14 protein-coding genes are annotated in these 17,355 nt (G+C 37.2%); 1 reads left to right on the top strand and 13 read right to left on the bottom strand.

Annotated elements, in window-relative coordinates; translation table 11 throughout:
* Positions 1–111: 111 nt before the first annotated feature.
* From C2I06_RS23015 to C2I06_RS22960, 12 genes are all read right to left on the bottom strand, one after another.
* On the bottom strand, positions 112–543 hold the full coding sequence (locus C2I06_RS23015) for a GNAT family N-acetyltransferase (RefSeq protein WP_095330929.1): 432 nt from the start codon (positions 541–543) through the stop codon (positions 112–114).
* Positions 544–547: 4 nt separating this feature from the next.
* Positions 548–1,639, bottom strand: a complete 1,092-nt coding sequence (locus tag C2I06_RS23010) for a threonine aldolase family protein (protein WP_123258943.1) — start codon at positions 1,637–1,639, stop codon at positions 548–550.
* 262 nt (positions 1,640–1,901) lie between these two features.
* The gene (locus tag C2I06_RS23005; RefSeq protein WP_095330925.1) at positions 1,902–3,704 is read right to left on the bottom strand and encodes an ABC transporter ATP-binding protein; all 1,803 of its coding nucleotides are present in this window, start codon (positions 3,702–3,704) and stop codon (positions 1,902–1,904) included.
* Positions 3,701–5,440 (bottom strand): ABC transporter ATP-binding protein, encoded by a 1,740-nt coding sequence (locus tag C2I06_RS23000; RefSeq protein ID WP_095330923.1) that lies wholly within the window; start codon positions 5,438–5,440, stop codon positions 3,701–3,703. The genes C2I06_RS23005 and C2I06_RS23000 overlap by 4 nt, the downstream gene beginning before the upstream one ends.
* Before the next feature lie 137 nt (positions 5,441–5,577).
* Positions 5,578–5,886, bottom strand: coding sequence for a hypothetical protein (locus C2I06_RS22995; RefSeq protein ID WP_123258942.1), 309 nt, complete (start codon positions 5,884–5,886; stop codon positions 5,578–5,580).
* Entirely contained in the window at positions 5,871–6,893 is a 1,023-nt protein-coding gene (locus C2I06_RS22990; protein ID WP_123258941.1) for an anti-sigma factor, read from the bottom strand. Before C2I06_RS22990 ends, C2I06_RS22995 begins: the two co-directional genes overlap by 16 nt.
* A gap of 3 nt (positions 6,894–6,896) precedes the next feature.
* Entirely contained in the window at positions 6,897–7,403 is a 507-nt protein-coding gene (locus tag C2I06_RS22985) for a sigma-70 family RNA polymerase sigma factor (protein ID WP_047945023.1), read from the bottom strand.
* A gap of 224 nt (positions 7,404–7,627) precedes the next feature.
* Positions 7,628–8,605, bottom strand: coding sequence for a class 1b ribonucleoside-diphosphate reductase subunit beta (nrdF, locus tag C2I06_RS22980; protein ID WP_095330917.1), 978 nt, complete (start codon positions 8,603–8,605; stop codon positions 7,628–7,630).
* 66 nt (positions 8,606–8,671) lie between these two features.
* Positions 8,672–10,765 carry a class 1b ribonucleoside-diphosphate reductase subunit alpha gene (nrdE, locus tag C2I06_RS22975; protein WP_095330915.1) on the bottom strand — a complete coding sequence of 698 codons (2,094 nt, stop codon included), beginning with the start codon at positions 10,763–10,765 and terminating at the stop codon, positions 8,672–8,674.
* Positions 10,725–11,126: a class Ib ribonucleoside-diphosphate reductase assembly flavoprotein NrdI gene (nrdI, locus tag C2I06_RS22970; RefSeq protein WP_047945020.1), complete on the bottom strand. Its 402-nt coding sequence runs from the start codon at positions 11,124–11,126 to the stop codon at positions 10,725–10,727. The genes nrdE and nrdI overlap by 41 nt, the downstream gene beginning before the upstream one ends.
* A 609-nt stretch (positions 11,127–11,735) precedes the next feature.
* Positions 11,736–11,972 carry a DUF6171 family protein gene (locus C2I06_RS25675; protein ID WP_095330913.1) on the bottom strand — a complete coding sequence of 79 codons (237 nt, stop codon included), beginning with the start codon at positions 11,970–11,972 and terminating at the stop codon, positions 11,736–11,738.
* Between the two features lies 1 nt (position 11,973).
* Entirely contained in the window at positions 11,974–13,425 is a 1,452-nt protein-coding gene (locus C2I06_RS22960) for an alpha-N-arabinofuranosidase (protein ID WP_123258940.1), read from the bottom strand.
* Between the two features lie 286 nt (positions 13,426–13,711).
* Between C2I06_RS22960 and C2I06_RS22955 the strand changes: the two genes are divergently transcribed.
* Entirely contained in the window at positions 13,712–14,626 is a 915-nt protein-coding gene (locus C2I06_RS22955) for an ArsR/SmtB family transcription factor (RefSeq protein ID WP_095330909.1), read from the top strand.
* 689 nt (positions 14,627–15,315) lie between these two features.
* Here the strand turns inward: C2I06_RS22955 and C2I06_RS22950 are convergent.
* The gene (locus tag C2I06_RS22950; RefSeq protein ID WP_123258939.1) at positions 15,316–17,322 is read right to left on the bottom strand and encodes a beta-galactosidase; all 2,007 of its coding nucleotides are present in this window, start codon (positions 17,320–17,322) and stop codon (positions 15,316–15,318) included.
* Positions 17,323–17,355 lie beyond the last annotated feature (33 nt).

The following is a 17,355-nucleotide window of genomic DNA, read 5'->3' as shown; positions in this document are numbered from 1 at the left end:
CCTATTTTTTCCAAACAGAGTATAACAAAATAAGAGTTTTCTAATTTAATTAATAGCAGTGAGATTTAGGATTTATTTGGCTAACCTAGGGGTTTCAGCCAAACAAATCTTCTATTTTTTCTCATCAACTAGCCTTTTCTGCAAGAAATATTGTTTAATACCTTCCGAAAAGTTATCTAATGTCCCAAATACTTCATAGCCATGCTTCTCATAAAAGGCTGGGGCTTGAAAGCTGAACGTATCAAGGTAAATAAATGTACATGCTTTTTCTATTGCAGCTTGTTCCATTTTTGCCAGCAGTTCGCTTCCATATCCTTTTTTTCTAACACTCGTGTCTACCCATAAGAAATCGATATGCATATGGTGCCAAAACATATGACCAGTAATGCCTGCCTTGATTATGCCCTCCTCATCTTTTACAACAAAACTAATATTTTCATAGGCGCTTTTTAATTTTTCTGGTAGTTGCTCCATATTATAGGCAACCAATTTTCTTCGAATATAATCACTATCTTCTTGAACCCATTGCTGGATAATTTCCATTATGTCATCCTCTTCTCTTCTTGATTTTTTCAGCAAATAAACTAAACATTTCCCTGACAGCCTCTTTCGGAGCTTCTTGATAAGCATCCCCTAAGCTAATTTCAAAGGAGGCGTTTTTCTCGTCAATCTCCTTCACATAGCCGCTTATTCCAATTCCTGCTTTCTCATGAACAGCAGTTAAAATTTGTTCTACTTCTTCTTTTCCCAACTCAAAATGAACGTGGAGCATATTAGACACCGGTACAATCGGAAGAGTACGAACTCCTTCACACCCATTAAATAATACGGCCAGCTCTTTAGCAGATTCATAGTATTCAGCCATTTTCGAAGCTCTCTTCTCATAATAATAGTCAGCTGACAAAATATACGGATACAAACTGATTAAATCACCGCCATATCTTCTTTTCCAAACCTTGGATTGACTAGTAAAATCAGCGCTTCCCGCTAGTATAGCTCCAGCAATTCCCCCAATTCCTTTATAAAAAGACAGATAGACACTATCAAACAATGCACATACTTCTGCAGCAGTTTTTTGATAGTAAGGGAGCACCTCTAATAATCTTGCACCATCAAGATGGAGTTTAATGCCTTGTTCTTTACAATAGGATGAAATTTGTTCTAATGTCTCAAAGCTTGGTAGTTGTCCGCCAATTTCTCGCTGCGGCAATTCTAACAGCACACAGGCAACTCCACGCTCCATCTCTTTAATATCATCTAACTCTATTACTCTAGTCTCATCGGCTAAAAGAATCGTTTCTATTTTATGAAGCTTCTTTAAACCATCTTGTTCATGGATTTCTAAATGACTCAAGGGATGATAAGCGACTTTTCCTAAATCTTTTTTATCACACCATATACGAAGAGCAATTTGCTGTGCCATTGTTCCACTGGGAAAAAATACAGCCGTTTCTTTTCCTAATAGATCAGCCATTTTTTGCTGAAAGTCCTCTATTATTTTTCCTTGTCCGTAAATATCACTTTCTGCATTTTCATCTATTTCTTGTAACGCTTCTTTTAATACTTGGACATTTCTTTTGCCATGATTGCCTAATTTATATGTTGTTTTGCTATAGGATTCTCTTAATATATTGGTCATTCTTTCCCCTACTCTCTCTCAGAATATTTCGACTACAAAATAACTATAGCACTTTTATATTCTGTGATGTATTTTTTATCTGTTTATTCTTTTGTTTCCTATAAAAGTGGACGAACGCGCTTTTATTTCATAAATGTTTTCTTTTCCCTCCATCAAGTACCAAACAGTAACTGACGCGGTTCTTCTCTTCCCTTTTCTCCTCTTCCATCTACAAAAAGAACAGTAATCTCTCTCATAAGAAATTACTGTTCTTTGCCGTTAATTATAGCAACTGTGCATTTGTATGATTGACGGTTGCTTCTCCTATATCTGTTTCCCGCTTGAATAAGCGCGTATATACTCCATTGTTATTCTGCAACAGTTCTGTATGGGTGCCTTCTTCGACAATGACTCCATTATCTAATACGATAATACGATCTGCTGCTAATACGGTTGATAACCGGTGAGAAATAATGAATATTGTTTGTTTCTTCGTTGTTTTTAAAACTGCTTCATTAATTTTCGCCTCTGTTATTGGATCTAGTGCCGAACTTGCTTCATCTAAAACAAGGATTGGCGCATCTTTTAGAATGGCCCTTGCTAAGGATAGACGCTGTTTTTGACCGCCAGAGAGAAGGCTTCCTCTTTCGCCAACTTTTGTATTTAGTCCATCTGGAAGAGAGTCTACTAATTCACCTAAACCACTCGCACGGAGAACCTCATACAATTCTTCCTCTGTCGCCTCTTTTTTTCCAATTCGTAAATTATCTGCTAATGTCCCACTTCGCATTAATACATCTTGTGTGACAATGGCCATTTGGGAGCGAAGCCAATCTGTATCCCATTCTTTGATTTCTCGACCATCTACTTCAATCGACCCTTCTGTCGTATCATATAATCGAAACAGCAAGTCAATAATCGTTGATTTCCCTGAACCACTTGGTCCAACTAACGCTATCTTTTCCCCTGCCTTAATGGTAAATGAGACACCCTTTAAGACATTCTCCTCTTTATCCGGGTAAACAAAGGAAACATCTTTCAAACGAACGTCACCCTTTGCTCTTGTTCCCTTCAACCCTTGCTTCGTTTCTGCTTCCGATACCGGTTGTGAAAGCAAAATATCCGAACGATCCAATGCTGGTCCTGTTCTTCTGACCGAAAGCCAATTCCGAAGAAGACGCTGCATTTCATTTGCTGCAATCGTTACTAAACCACCTGCCGTTAGCATTTGACCACTTGTTAAATCGTTATTCCAAATAAGTAATGTACTAATAAAATATACTAGACCTAATGCAAAACCATTATAACTGGCAATCACTACAACCGACTGCATTCTTGCTTTTAATTCTTTTAGAGAATGTTTCACAAAAGAATCCCTAATGGAAATAACACTTTCCACTTCACTATCGGAAACACCCATTACTCGAGAAAGATGAATACCTGTTACAGATTCTCTTAATCTCTCTAAATATCTAGAGGCTTCTGCCCGAGCGTCTGCTGATGCTGCTCTCGTTCTTGCGCCAACATAGTTCGATGCCCAGTAAAAAAGGATTCCAAGCACAACACTTGTAATCATTAAATACGGGTGAATGAAAAGTAGAACGATACTATAAATCACTACCCCTTGTGCACTCGCCATAAAAGTTGACCCTTCCCATGCTAAAAAATTATGAAGGGTATCTGGATCATCCGAAGTTCGTGCTAGCAATTCTCCAGATGAATTGTTTTGATAAAATGAAAAAGGCAGTACTTGCAGATGTCCAAATAATCGTAGCTTTTGCCTATTTGTAACAGACTTTGCTGTAATATGGCAAAAATACTCATCAATTATCATCATTCCTAAATCTAATACAGCAGATAATACCAATAACCACATTAATCCCCATAGCCATGTATGATTCTCACTTGGCAGGATGGTATCAATGAGCCAGCTCAATGCTAAAGTTGGTATTAACGCGGAAAAAACTTGGCTAATTGCAATAACGATAGAATCGCCAATTACCCATTTCTTATAAGGCATTAAAAATCGAATAACACGTTTGCCGTCGCCCATTTGCTTTTGGTTGGAGATTTTCTGCTTACTCATCCAATCATCTCCTTTTCTAGCTCGCTATATTGTGCTCGGTATAATTGGTAATACTGCCCTTTTAGCGCTAGCAGCTCTTCATGAGTTCCTTGTTCGGCAACCATTCCTTGATCAAGCAAAAGGATAGTATCTGCCTTTCTAACGGTTATCAAGCGATGGGCAATCGTAATGGTTGTTCTCCCTGGAATTAACTGTTCCAGCGATTCTTGAACCTTCTCTTCGGTTTCCCCATCTAAGGACGACGTCGCTTCGTCAAAAATCAATACTGGCGGCTGGCGCAATATCGCTCGTGCAAGGGCAACCCTCTGTCTTTGACCTCCAGATAGTTTTAAACCACGTTCTCCGACAATCGTTTCATATTTATCCTCTAAAGAATCAATCAGCTCTTTTAACCCTGCCGCTTCTACAGCCTGTTCCAGCTCTTCCATCGTTGCATCTGGTTTGCCATATAAAAGATTGTTGCGAAGCGTACTATTTAATAGGAAGGTTTCTTGTGAGACCACACCTACCTGCCTGCGAAAACTATTGCGATTATAAGCAAAGAGATCTTTTCCATCAATGGTGACAGAACCTTTCTCCGGTTCATATAATCCCAGCAGTATTTGAATAAGTGTACTCTTTCCGCCCCCACTCGTTCCAACAATACCGATATGCTTTCCTTTCTCTACCGATACCGACACACCTTTTAATACTTGCTTATCACTTCCTGGATAGGAGAACCAAATATTATGTAAATCAATTTCACCTTGAACTGAACCAAAATTCGGAAGATTTTGTTCATGCTCCTCTGGCAGATCAAAATATTCGTAGATTCGTTGTAAAGCAGGAATCGCCTGCTGAATCGTTAAAGCATTTTCCGCTAAGGAACGAACTGGCTGAAACATAATCGGAATAAAATTCAAGCAAGAAATAAGTGTTCCAACCGTAATATTCCCTTGCCAAATTGCCAATCCACCAATAAGCATCACCACACCAGGTGTAGCAATATTAAATAAATTTCCGAGACGCCAATTGACTTTTCCGATTAAAGCTGCCCGGATAGAATAATTTTTCCAATTTGTTAATTTCTGCTCTTGGGTTGCCATTTCGTCTTTTTGTGTTTGATAGGTTCTTACTAGTCGAACACTCTCAATGCTTTCCTGGAGATGCTGATACATATCTGCACTCATATCTCTTTGTACAGCACTCATCTTCCGCATGGTCTTCCCTAATTTAAAGGATGGAAAAATATAAATAGCAAATACTGCGAACATCACAATGGCTGCTGGCCAATATATTGCAAACACGGTGATAAAAGCTGCTACTGCACTAATCACTTGCTGAAGAATCCGAGGTACCACGGTATTGTTCAAATTCTGGATGGATTCTACATCATGGGTCAGGCGATATAACATGTCTCCACGAGGTGTATTCGAGAAAAAGGACATTGGTGTTCGATGAAGCCTTTTAAAGGCACGAATCTGCATATCTGTAATAACATCAAAGCCAATCTTCACCTGTACAAATTCTTGTAAGGATTCAAATAGCGCTTTTCCTAGAAATGCTGCTAATATTCCGAAAACAATCCATAATATAAAGGCTATCGCTTTATCACCGATTACTTCGTCTACCAATTTCCCGACTAGGATTGGAGGTAAAATCGTAAACGCACCGCCAACTAATGAGAAAAATAAGGCAATCAGTAACTTGCGCCAATATGGTTTAAAATGCTGTAAAGTAGTTCTTAATAAGTTCATTCTTTCTCCTCCCCACAAAGAGTTATTGTATTACAAATAATGAAAATATTCACTATAATTTCTAAAAGTTTTTCGGATGATGAAAATTCTTTCCTTTTAAAACAAAAAAGCTACCTTGATAGATAGCTTTTTTCAGCTTATGGTTTTGGATTGATTGTCCAGGCTAAGCCAAACATCATCATGAAGAAAACGAAAATAAAAACACTAAGAGAAATTCCCATAATCGCAAAGGCTCTTGACCTACGTTTTGTGAATAAACCAATTATCCCTAAAAGCAAACTAATGAATGGGATTTTTGTAAAGACTAATTCAGGAAGAATATCCACCTCAAAAATAAGCCCTAAGTTTATTCCTGTTAATGCAACTAAGCTTAATAAAAAGGAAACAAGTCCAGTCCATGTATTTTTTGTTGATCTTATTCTTTGTTTTTTCAATACCAATTCCATAACCTCACTTCCCCTAGCTTCATTCCTTTAACCATATCGTTGTCCTGCAGCTTAACAAGTGATTCTTTTGGCCCTGTTACAACAGCACCATAGATGTGAATCCCGTTTTTTTGTAGATATTCAATTCTTTCAGGGAGTGCCAATGGTCTTTCCGCAATCGTTTCTGCCGTTTCTTGATTTTTGCTTAGATACGTTAGTATTTCCATAAATTGCTTGCTGTTAATTTCATCGCTATTAAAAGGAGACCAATTATCTGGATCTTCTTGTGCCGGATATCCAATAGGGGAAATATAATCACCATCTGCACTTAAATTTTTCTCTTCTAAACCTGTATCAACTGCAAACCATACTAAATCTAGATCCTTTGGAAATTCACTAAATAGCTCTTTTTCTGTATATAATTGGTCAAATGAAACAAAAGCCTCTGCAACAGTTCCATCCGGCAATCCTTTTAATACCGTTTCGTCTTGTTTAACCATATAAGGAATGGCTCTATGGGGGTGAAATAATACTTCCTTATCCTCATCACGGTATTCAGTAAATGGTTTTTCTGTAATAAAGCTTGTATCTGGAAAAGAAGGCGTACTGAAGGTGAAGTGAGCCTTTGAATCTCCAATTCGAACATCCTTTTTTCCTACCCTTTTATATAGATCATAGGATAAATCCATATTGAAGAAGCCTATCTTGCTGTCAATCTCCATTTCTTCTAAGCTTACATTCGGTTTGGTAATATAAATCGTTTTCTCCATGATATCAATAAAATCATTCGCCTTATTTCCTATTCCGTAGTACAGATAGCTCCCTAGCGTTGCAACCGGGATGATAAGGAGGAGAATAGTAAGACTATATAAAATGTTGGTAAGTCTCGCCTCCACTTTCCCTCTTCTTACAATCAATTGCTGATCCTTATCCGTAAATGGAGTCTCTGCTTCAAATTCATCTATTGCTTCTTGTATTTTATTTAAATAATCTTTCTCTTCTTTTTCTTTAAATCCATCTTTTTTCATAAGTTACCTGCCTTTCTTCCCCATGCTATTTTCCTCTGCCTTTTGAACCATCCTGTTCAATTTTTTTCTTCCGCGGAAGACATGACTCTTCACCGTATTTTCTTTTAGATTTAGCACTGCAGCTGCTTCTTTATAAGGAAACTGATGGAAATCACACAAAATAATCGCATTTGCTTCTTTCTCTGAAAGCTGGGATATATAGTATAAGAGCTGGTTAAAGCTTTCTTTATGCACGATTTTACTTTCTGGTGTAGAATTGTTTATTTCCTCCTGAAAGGATTCCTTTAGAACAATTCGTTTTCTTTTTCGGGTGTAATCGATAAATGCATGATAAGCTACTTTGAATAACCATGGCTTGATTTCCAGAATGTCATAAGTATCTAATTGTTTATATGCTCGGTAGAAGGCATCTTGTACCAAGTCCTCTGCAGTATGATGGTCCTTTGAAAGGGAATATAGATAACGATATAATTCATTTACATACATGCGATATGCATCATCTAGCTCCAAACTTTTTCCCCCTTTCACCTAGACCACGTTTCACCCATACATAAAGTTGCACTTTTTGTAAAAAAATTCATGTTCCGTTTATCCCAGTGTATCGAACCGTAAAATATAGACACAACCTTGTGAGAAGAAGGCAAAAAAATCCCCTCCGCAACCGGAGGGGATTCCGAGGCAGGCTAGATATCGAGCACTAGCACTCACCTAATTATTCTTTTTAATAGCTTGCCTTACTTCCAATCAAAAACAAAATCATCATCTGATATAGGTTCTACTTTTGTCGCTTTAACATAGCCATTTCCTTTTACAGAGAAGAAGTCATGGTTCTTTGTATCTGTCTTCATGCCATTTTCAACAATCGGGTTGATTGGTTCTGAAGGATAGACAGGTTCATAACCAAGATTCATACAAGCTTTATTAGCATTGTAGCGGATAAATTTATTTACTTCCTCGACTAATCCGATTTGCTGATATAAATCCTGTGTATATTCCAATTCATTCTCATATAGAGATTCTAATAATTCTAATCTTTCGCGAGTAGCTTGTTCTTGTTCCTCTGGTGTCAATTGTGCATATAATTCTTGAGCGAGAAGCCCAACATAGACCCCATGAATGCTCTCATCCCGAATGATTAAGTTAATGATCTCACCTGAAGCAGTTAACTTTCCTTGTCCAGCTAAAAATAGTGGATAAAAGAAGCCGGAATAGAAAAGGAATGATTCCAAATAAACGGAAGCAACCATTGCCATATAGAGATCATATTTGTTTATTTTCGGGCTAAACAGCTTCTGATAATATTCAGAGATGCGTTTCCCTTTTGCTTGTAGCTGCGGGTGATTATGCACCCAATTAAATACTTCGTCAATCTCTTCTTCAGATGCTAATGTAGTAAAAATAGTGGAATACGATTTAGCATGGATTTGCTCCATCATACCCATAAACGAAAGAACGCCCTTACGCTGCAATCCTTCAATGTGCATGCCAATTAGCGGCATTCCCTCGCCACCTTGCTCTGTATCCAGCAGCGTAAGACCACCAAGTACTTTTTTGTAAGTATCTTGCTCCTCTTTCGACAATTCCACCCAAGTATTTTTATCAGAAGAAAGGCTGATTTCTTCTGGCAGCCAAAACTGTCTAGTATTCTGTGTATAGAACATTTGTGTGAAATCATCTTCATGCTGATTCCAGTTAACAGCATACTTTGTCATTTTATTACCCCCAGTAATTCCAGAAAACAGGAGGAGTTTCCCTCCTCCTACTTCTTCATTCTTCTCTTAAACGGCACATGCAATGCACTCATCAATAGCTAGATTGCGAGTTCTTGTATAGTAAAGTGATTTTAACCCAATTTCATTTGCATAAATATAATAACGAGCTAATTCTTTCGTAGAAACATCTGAGTTTACGTAAAGAATCGTTGATATCCCTTGGTCGACATGTTCTTGAGCTGCAGCGATTAAGTCCATTACCTTGAATTGGTTCATATCAAACGCTGATTTATAATACCAGAAGTTTGTTTCATCCATATATGGCATCGGATAATAAGTCGTAGAGTTAGCATAAGTGCGAGACTCAATTTGGTTAACAACCGGCATTACCGATGCTGTCGCATTTTGGATATACCCTATTGATTGGGTTGGTGCAACAGCCAAGCGATACGCATTATACATCCCATGTTTTTGCACTTGTGCAGCTAATTCTGCCCAATCTTCACAAGTAGGAATATAGATGCCTGCAAATAGTTCTTTTACTTTGTCTGTTTTCGGAGCAAAGCTTACTTGTTTATATTTTTCAAAATAAGTTCCTTTAGCATACTCCGATTTTTCGAACTCTTTAAATGTTTCTTCTCTTTCTTTAGCAATTAGCATGCTCTTCTCAATTGAATAGAAGTTCATCATCATAAAGAAAGTCGCCGTAAAGTCTTTTGCTTCTTCTGATTCATAGCTAATCTTGTTTTTTGCTAAATAGCCATGAAGATTCATCGCCCCTAAACCGACTGCATGAAGTTCTTCATTAGCTTTTTTGACAGATGGAGCATTTTGAATGTCTGAAATATTTGATACAGTAGTTAATGCTTCAATACCAACATGAACAGAATCTCTGAATACTTCGCCTGGCTTCATCACATTAGGGATGTTTAAAGAGCCTAAGTTACAGTTAATATCACGGCGAATAATATCTTCTTGTCCATAATCCGTAATTTCTGATGTCTCTTGAAGCTGGAAAATCTCTGTACATAAATTACTCATTTTAATTTGTCCAATATCCTTAAGAGCATGTCCATTATTGGCATTTGATTTATTCATAAAATATGGATAACCAGACTCCAATTGGATTTGCGCAATTTTTGTCAGCATTTCACGTGCAGACATAATGACACGCTTTTTCACGTTCGGATTAGCAACAAGCTCCTCATACATTTCATCCATTCTCATGTCATCCATATGAATGCCATATTCCTTGTACACACTGAATGGTGCGAATACGTATAGGTCTTTGTTTTCTTTCGCTAATTGGAAAAATTTATTTTCCACAATTAAGCCGATTGAAAGTGTTTGAATCCGTGACTTCTCGTCCGCATTGATTTTCTTTGTATCCAAGTATTCCACAATGTCCCAATGGAAGATATTTAAGTAGACGGCACCTGCGCCTTTTCTCTGTCCCAATTGGTTTGCATAAGAAAAAGTATCTTCTAGAAGCTTCATGACAGGCACTACACCTGATGCAGCATTATCAATTCCTTTTATTTGCTCATTGCGGGCACGAAGCTTCGACAGGTTAAGCGCTACGCCCCCTCCTATTTTCGATAGCTGTCCAGATGTATTAATATTATGGAAAATCGAATTTAAAGAGTCGTCCATTTCTAATAAGAAGCACGAAACCATCTCACCACGGCGACTTCTACCTGCATTCAAGAAAGTAGGTGTAGCAGGCTGGTAACGCTGTTCAATCATCGCAATTGCATTTTTCTTTGCTTTTTCGAAATCACCTTGTCCTAAGAATAGAGCGACAATAATAATTCGATCCTCATATGTTTCAAGGTATTGCTTCTTGTCATTTGTTTTTAAGGCATAATCTTTATAAAATTTGGATATAGCCATATAAGATTGAAACTTAAATTCATATGCATATACAAGCTTTGTAATTTCCTCAATTTCCGAAATCTTGTATTGTTCTAAAACCTGTGGATAATAGAAGTCCTCTTCCACCATATATTTAAATCTTTGTTCAATAGAGTCAAAACGAATCAATTTTGGATTGATTTCAGATTCTAGAAATTCAGCAACAGCTTCTTTATCTTTTTCGAGGCGGAAAAACCCCTTTTCATTAAGCTGTGTCACTTCGTTGTTTAGTTCTATATGTCTCATAGCTAATACTTTGCACCCTTTCTCTAACTATCTCTACATCTTCAGGCATACCACTCATTTCAAATTTATGTAAGATTGGTACTCCGTACATGGTTGATATTTTATTAGCACTTAAAGCAAAATTCTGGCCCCAGTTTTTATTTCCACTGGCAACTACAGCATGAAGGTTTGGATGATTTATTTTAAGGAAGTCTAAAGTTGTTTGAGGAACTTGTCCCATCCCGGTTGTGTAAGTTAATAGTATATATGGTTCATGAACTTTTAACCCAGCGCTTATCTCGATTCCTTTATTTGCTGGAAGTCCTAATTTATTAAAAAATCTTCGTACATTTCCCGTCTTACTGTCATAAACAATAAGCACAAATTCTCCCTCCTTACAAAGACTTGAATAAAAAAAAGAAAAAAAGCTATATTTTAAGCAATACGCTCCATTTCTTACAAAGTCTACTAAATATAGATAGATGTCGATATTCCGTTTCAATATATTGTGTCTAAGACTATATAATCCTTTTTTGAGGTAAGAGTCAATAACGTACTTTTATATTTTTTTGTCAACAATTATCGCTTAAATTTGATAGATTTTTATATTTCCTTGTCGAATGATTTTGAATGAATTTAACTAACATTTGATACAGACTGTTTTCATTAGAATTTTCATTTAAAAAGAAGGCTCTTCATTTTTTATCATCCTAAAAAATATTCGCCTTTAGACAAACGCTAAAAAATTTTTATTACTCTTTTGCATAAGGTCATCTTATTAAAATTTTATTTTTCCATTTAAATTCAAAAGTTTATTATAAGGTTGCAGCCAATTTTTTTCCATACATTTTTTTGCTTTTTTCTTTCCCTTCTCTTAAAAAGATTACACCTTTTTCTCTAAAAATATCTGTTTGTACTTTTATCCATAAAGAAAGAAGGCAACAATGTGCTGCCTTCCTTTATCTCACTTAATATTTCATTTTTGTCAGTCCTACCATTTTTTATCAGGACAGCTTTTTTTGTCTAAGCTAGCACGGAAGCGGACAAAACATCCGCATTTTCCACAGGTATGTTGATTTAGGTGCTCACACTGGACACATATGCTCAATCGTAGATCTCTTATTTCCTCTCGCGCTAAATCTACTTCGAAGGAAAGCTGTTCTTGAACAAGTGCATCAACATCTAATTGACTAACTTGTTCCTTTAGCTCGCAGCCTACACAAGCCATCTCAGTTTTCCTTTGTTACGATGCTTGCAACACTCATAGGTGGTAAAGTAACCTTTAATGTTCCTTTCTCAACTATATAGCTAGTAAACTCTTTTTTTGCTACAGCCTCTGGTTCTTCAAATGTATTATGAGCATTCATTGCATCTGCCGTAATATATTCTGCTTCCACTATTTCAAACTCCCCTTCTTCTCTGGAAAGGGTAATTTCTCTCGTTTCCGTTAAATCATAGTTACATAGTGAAACCGTTAATTTTCCATCCTTCTTAGAAGCTGTATATGTTACATGATTACTTTCATCCCCATAGGAATCAACTAACTCTGCATCCTGATGATGTTTATACAAATCAAAAACATGATAAGTAGGGGTTTTGATCATTTTCTCCCCTTCTGTTAATAGCATTGCTTGCAAAACGTTCACCATCTGTGCAATATTCGCCATATGAACTCGGTCTGCATGCTTATGGAAAATATTTAATGTAATTGCCACAAGCATAGCATCACGAATAGTGTTTTGCTGATATAAGAAGCCAGGATTTGTTCCAGGTTCTACGTTATACCAAGCTCCCCACTCGTCTACAATTAAACCAACACGTTTTTCTGGATCATATTTATCCATTATTGTACTGTGTTTGGTAATCAATTCGTCCATGTACTGAGCATGCTCTAATACAGAATACCACTGTTCTTCTGGGAAATTTATAGCATCGCCTTTATCCTCCCATACTCTTGTTGGAATGGAGTAATGGTGGAGGCTAATTCCATCCATAAACCTTGCTGCATTTTTCATTAATACTTCTGTCCAATTATAGTCATCTACACTTGCCCCACAGGCAATTTTGTAGATATTACGCTCTCCATATTTCCGAACATAGGTCTGATATCTCCGGTAAAGGTCCGCATAATATTCTGGACGCATATTTCCGCCACAGCCCCAGGATTCATTACCAACACCAAAAAATTCTACTTTCCATGCTTCCTCCTGGCCATTTTGCCGGCGGAGATTTGCCATTGGAGATTCGCCATTCATGGTCATATATTCTACCCATTCTTGCATTTCTTGAACTGTCCCGCTTCCTACATTTCCATTAATATAAGCTTCACAATCTAATTGGCGGACCAATTCAAAGAATTCATGGGTACCAAAGTGGTTATTTTCTGTTACTCCACCCCAATGTGTATTCACTATTGTACTTCTATTCTCTATTGGTCCAATCCCGTCTTTCCAATGATATTCATCAGCAAAACAACCACCTGGCCACCGAACTACAGGAATTTGAATCTCTTTTAATGCATTTACAACATCTTTACGAATTCCATTTTCATTTGGAATATCAGAGTCGGTACCAACCCAAACACCTTCATAAATGCACCGTCCTAGATGTTCTGCAAATTGTCCATAAATATATTTACTTATTGTTGGTCCTTGTTTATCTACTAATAATTTCACTCGCATGTTGTGATTCCTCCATTTTTAATTTTTGGAAAAACAATAACAAATTACTAAGTTGTTCACAATTCTATGTATAATATCCTCCTTTCTACTATTGCTAGTTACATAGTTAAAAAGATAAACTCATGACTAAAATATAATACAATAAGAAAGCGTTGTCAATAACTTAACGGTATACTATTATGATAATATCATTATTTTTAATTAACTAATTAGTTATATATAATATTTGATTTTGCTATTAACTTATTCTTGTAGTAATATAATAGTAATAAAGGGGGTACCAAAGATGCAATTAGATATATCGGAAAATTCTATCCCTGTGTACGAGGTTCTATCCAGCCCTACACGAATAAACATTATTAAATTATTATCCAAGAAAAAAATGAATATTGGTGAGCTCGCAAAAGAATTGAATATAAGCAGTGCCATAGTCAGTAGACATATTACAAAAATGAGTGATGCAGGTTTAGTAAAAACTGAAACAATCCCTGGCAAATCTGGTCTGCAAAAAATTGCTATCTTAAAAGTAGATCGAATCGAAATACAATTTCCTCAAAAGATTTACTCTGCTTTTGAAACCTATAAACAGGCAATTCCAGTTGGTCACTATTTTAATTTTGAAGTTTACCCAACCTGCGGCCTGGCGACTACCGCTAAAGCTATTGGCGAATACGATGATCCTAAATACTTTATGGATCCAGAAAAAAATCAGGCAGCTATCCTGTGGTTCACGAAAGGATTTATTGAATATCGCATTCCTTCTATTCTGAAAGAAAAAGATAGACTAGAGATGATTGATATTGTCTTGGAAGCTTCTTCTGAATTTCCTTATTCAAATAATGTCTGGCCTTCTGATATTACATTTTCTTTAAATGGTAAAGAACTGTGTACGTGGACTAGTCCAGGAGACTTCTCTGACACAAGAGGCCGTTTTACCCCCGATTGGTGGCCAAATGAAACCAACCAATACGGTATCTTGCTTACTATTCGCATCACCAAGCACGGGGTTTATGCTGATGGCAAAAAATTATCCGATACTACTATTGATCAGTTTCGCGAAGAACAAAGTGGAATGTGGGATTTAAAAGTAGCAGTAAAAGAAGATGCAGAAAATCTTGGCGGCGTTACTTTATTCGGAAAAGGGTTTGGAAATTACGATCAAGATATAAATTTCATTACGTATTATAGTAATCCCGTGTAGTCGATTCGATAAAAGTCGTACAAATTAATAGAATAAAACTTTACGTCTAAAGAAAAGGTGTTTGAAGAAAAACACCTTTTCTTTTTGTTTTAAATCTTCTTTTAATGAACACCATTTTTTAGTTTAGTCCTGAGATTGTTGGTGTTCATTTGCTTGATGAACGCCTCTTTTCCCTCAGCCTCCCTGGATTGTGGCTTTCATCCTCTTCATGAACACCTCTTTTCTCTCTTCCTTCCTAAATTTCGGCTTTCATCCTCTCCATGAACGCCTCTTTTCCCTCGCTCTTCCTGGATTGTAGCTTTCATCCACTTGATGAACCCCATTTTTTCCTCAGCCTCCCCGGATTATGGCTTTCACTCTCTTCATGAACACCTCTTTTCCCTCGATCTTTCTGGATTGTGGTGTTCATCCACTTGATGAACACCATTTTTTCCTCAGCCTCCCCGGATTGTGGCTTTCACTCTCTTCATGAACACCTCTTTTCTCTCTTCCTTCCTAAATTTCGGCTTTCATCCTCTCCATGAACGCCTCTTTTCCCTTCTCTCTCACAAATTGTGATTTTCATCCCATCCATCAACATCATCTCGCCCGCCCCTTCATCTAGCAGCAAATCTCATCCGCCTTCCTCCATACTCCCAAATAAAAAAGCTACATCGACTTATTCGATGTAGCCAAACTCCACGTAATTTTTATTTCAATATAAGTACATCAAATTGCTTTAATTCCACAGCTTCCTTCACCACTTCTCCAGTTAGTAGATTAACCTTACCAACCAGCTCTTCCGGTAATTGCTGCTTGTTTACCTGTTGGTTAATGACAAAATAAAACGAAGCTTTGTCTGTATCTCTTTTCGTAATTTCTAAACCCTCTCCATTTGAACAAATTGGCTTTGCCTCTGTTCCCTCTATCACTTGGTTCAATAAATGAGTAAGACCAGTCTGTTCTACTTGTGTACCAACATACCAAACAGTCCCTTTTCCATAAGTGTTTTTTGTAATAGCCGGTGTATTTCCGTAAAAATCTTTTTTATAAGCAGCGACAGTCTCTGCTCCTTCTAGATGAATAATGTCACATAGCAGCTGACAGGTATAGATATTTCCATCCGCAAATTCAACCCCGTTTTTTTGTTCTGGGGCTAATGCGTCAATTTCCTCGACCCAGATTCCTGCTATTTCTCTTAATGGTCCTGGGTACCCGCCAAGGTAGACATTATCTGATTCATTAACAATTCCGCTCATAAAAGTAGTAACAAAATGTCCGCCATTTTCCACAAATGCAGTGATTCGCTCTGCCAGTCCTGCTTTCATCATATAAAGAACTGGGGCAACGACCATGTCATACTTAGAGAGGTCACTATCAACCGAGATCATATCAACTGGAATATTCTTTGTATAAAAATATTGATAGTATTGATGAATTTGATCAACATATTTTAAATCTTTATTTGGTCCACTCGTATACTCGAGCGCCCAATAGTTTTCCCAGTCAAAAATGATGCCAACCTTACTATCAATGGTAGAGCCTAAAAATTCATCCCCTAAATTCTGCAATTCATTCCCAAGTTCTCTTACCTCTCGAAACACTCTTGTATTTTCATGCCCGACATGCTCAATAACAGCACCATGAAATTTCTCGCATGCTCCGACGGAACGGCGCAGCTGGAAAAATTGAATCGTATCTGCTCCATGTGCTATCGTTTGGTAACTTTGTGCCCGCATTTTCCCAGGTCGCTTTAAGGAATTATAAGGCTGCCAGTTTTGCTGGCTAGGAGTTTGTTCCATTAACATAAACGGCTGCCCATCTTTAAGTCCGCGCATTAAATCATGACACATCGCTGTGTAGCTCAATGGTGTATTATAGCTTGGATAATTATCCCATGAAACGAGATCCATTTCTTTTGCCCATTTAAAGTAATCTAAATTTTTATAAGTGCCCATTAAATTTGTGGTGATAGGCGTATCGGCGTCATATCTTCGTATAGCATCCCGTTCCATCTTGTAATTTTCCAGCATACTATCGGAATTAAAGCGGCGGTAATCGATAGATATTCCTGCAAATGCGGTTTTATCACTGCCAATCCCTTCACTTAATGCATTCGGAAGAACGATTTCATCCCACTCATAGATGGTATGACCCCAAAATTCCAAATTCCATGCTTGGTTCAATGCTTCAATCGTTTGATATCGTTTTTTCAGCCACACTCGAAATGCCTTTTCACAGTTTTCACAGTAACACTCGCCGCCATATTCATTGTTAATATGCCAACAAGTAACATATGGATTATTTCCGTATCTTTCTGCTAATTTCCCCGCTAGTTTACTTGCATACTTTTGGTAAACGAGACTGTTTGGGCAGGCATTATGTCTCTGTCCAAATTTATGGTGTCTGCCCTCATAATCAGTTCGTGCTACTTCTGGATATTTTTTTACCATCCATGCTGGTAACGAAGCTGTTGACGTGGCCAGGATGATATCATACTTATCCCGGCTTAGCATTTCAACTATGTCATCTAGCTCCTCAAAGTAGTATTCATCTTCAGAAGGTTGAATTTTTGCCCATGAAAAAACATTAATCGTCGCTGAATTAATCCCCGCCTTTTTAAATATCCGCATATCCTCTTCCCAAATCTCTTTTGGCCATTGATTCGGATTATAATCTCCTCCATATAAAATACGATTAAAGAATTTTTTCGCCATCTTCATCCCTCCACTTTTTTTATACATTCATTA

Origin of the sequence: Niallia circulans (assembly GCF_003726095.1) — a bacterium.
Lineage (GTDB): Bacteria > Bacillota > Bacilli > Bacillales > Cytobacillaceae > Niallia > Niallia circulans_A.
The sequence above is the reverse complement of the archived record's forward strand: the minus strand, read 5'-3'. Positions and strand labels throughout refer to the sequence as shown.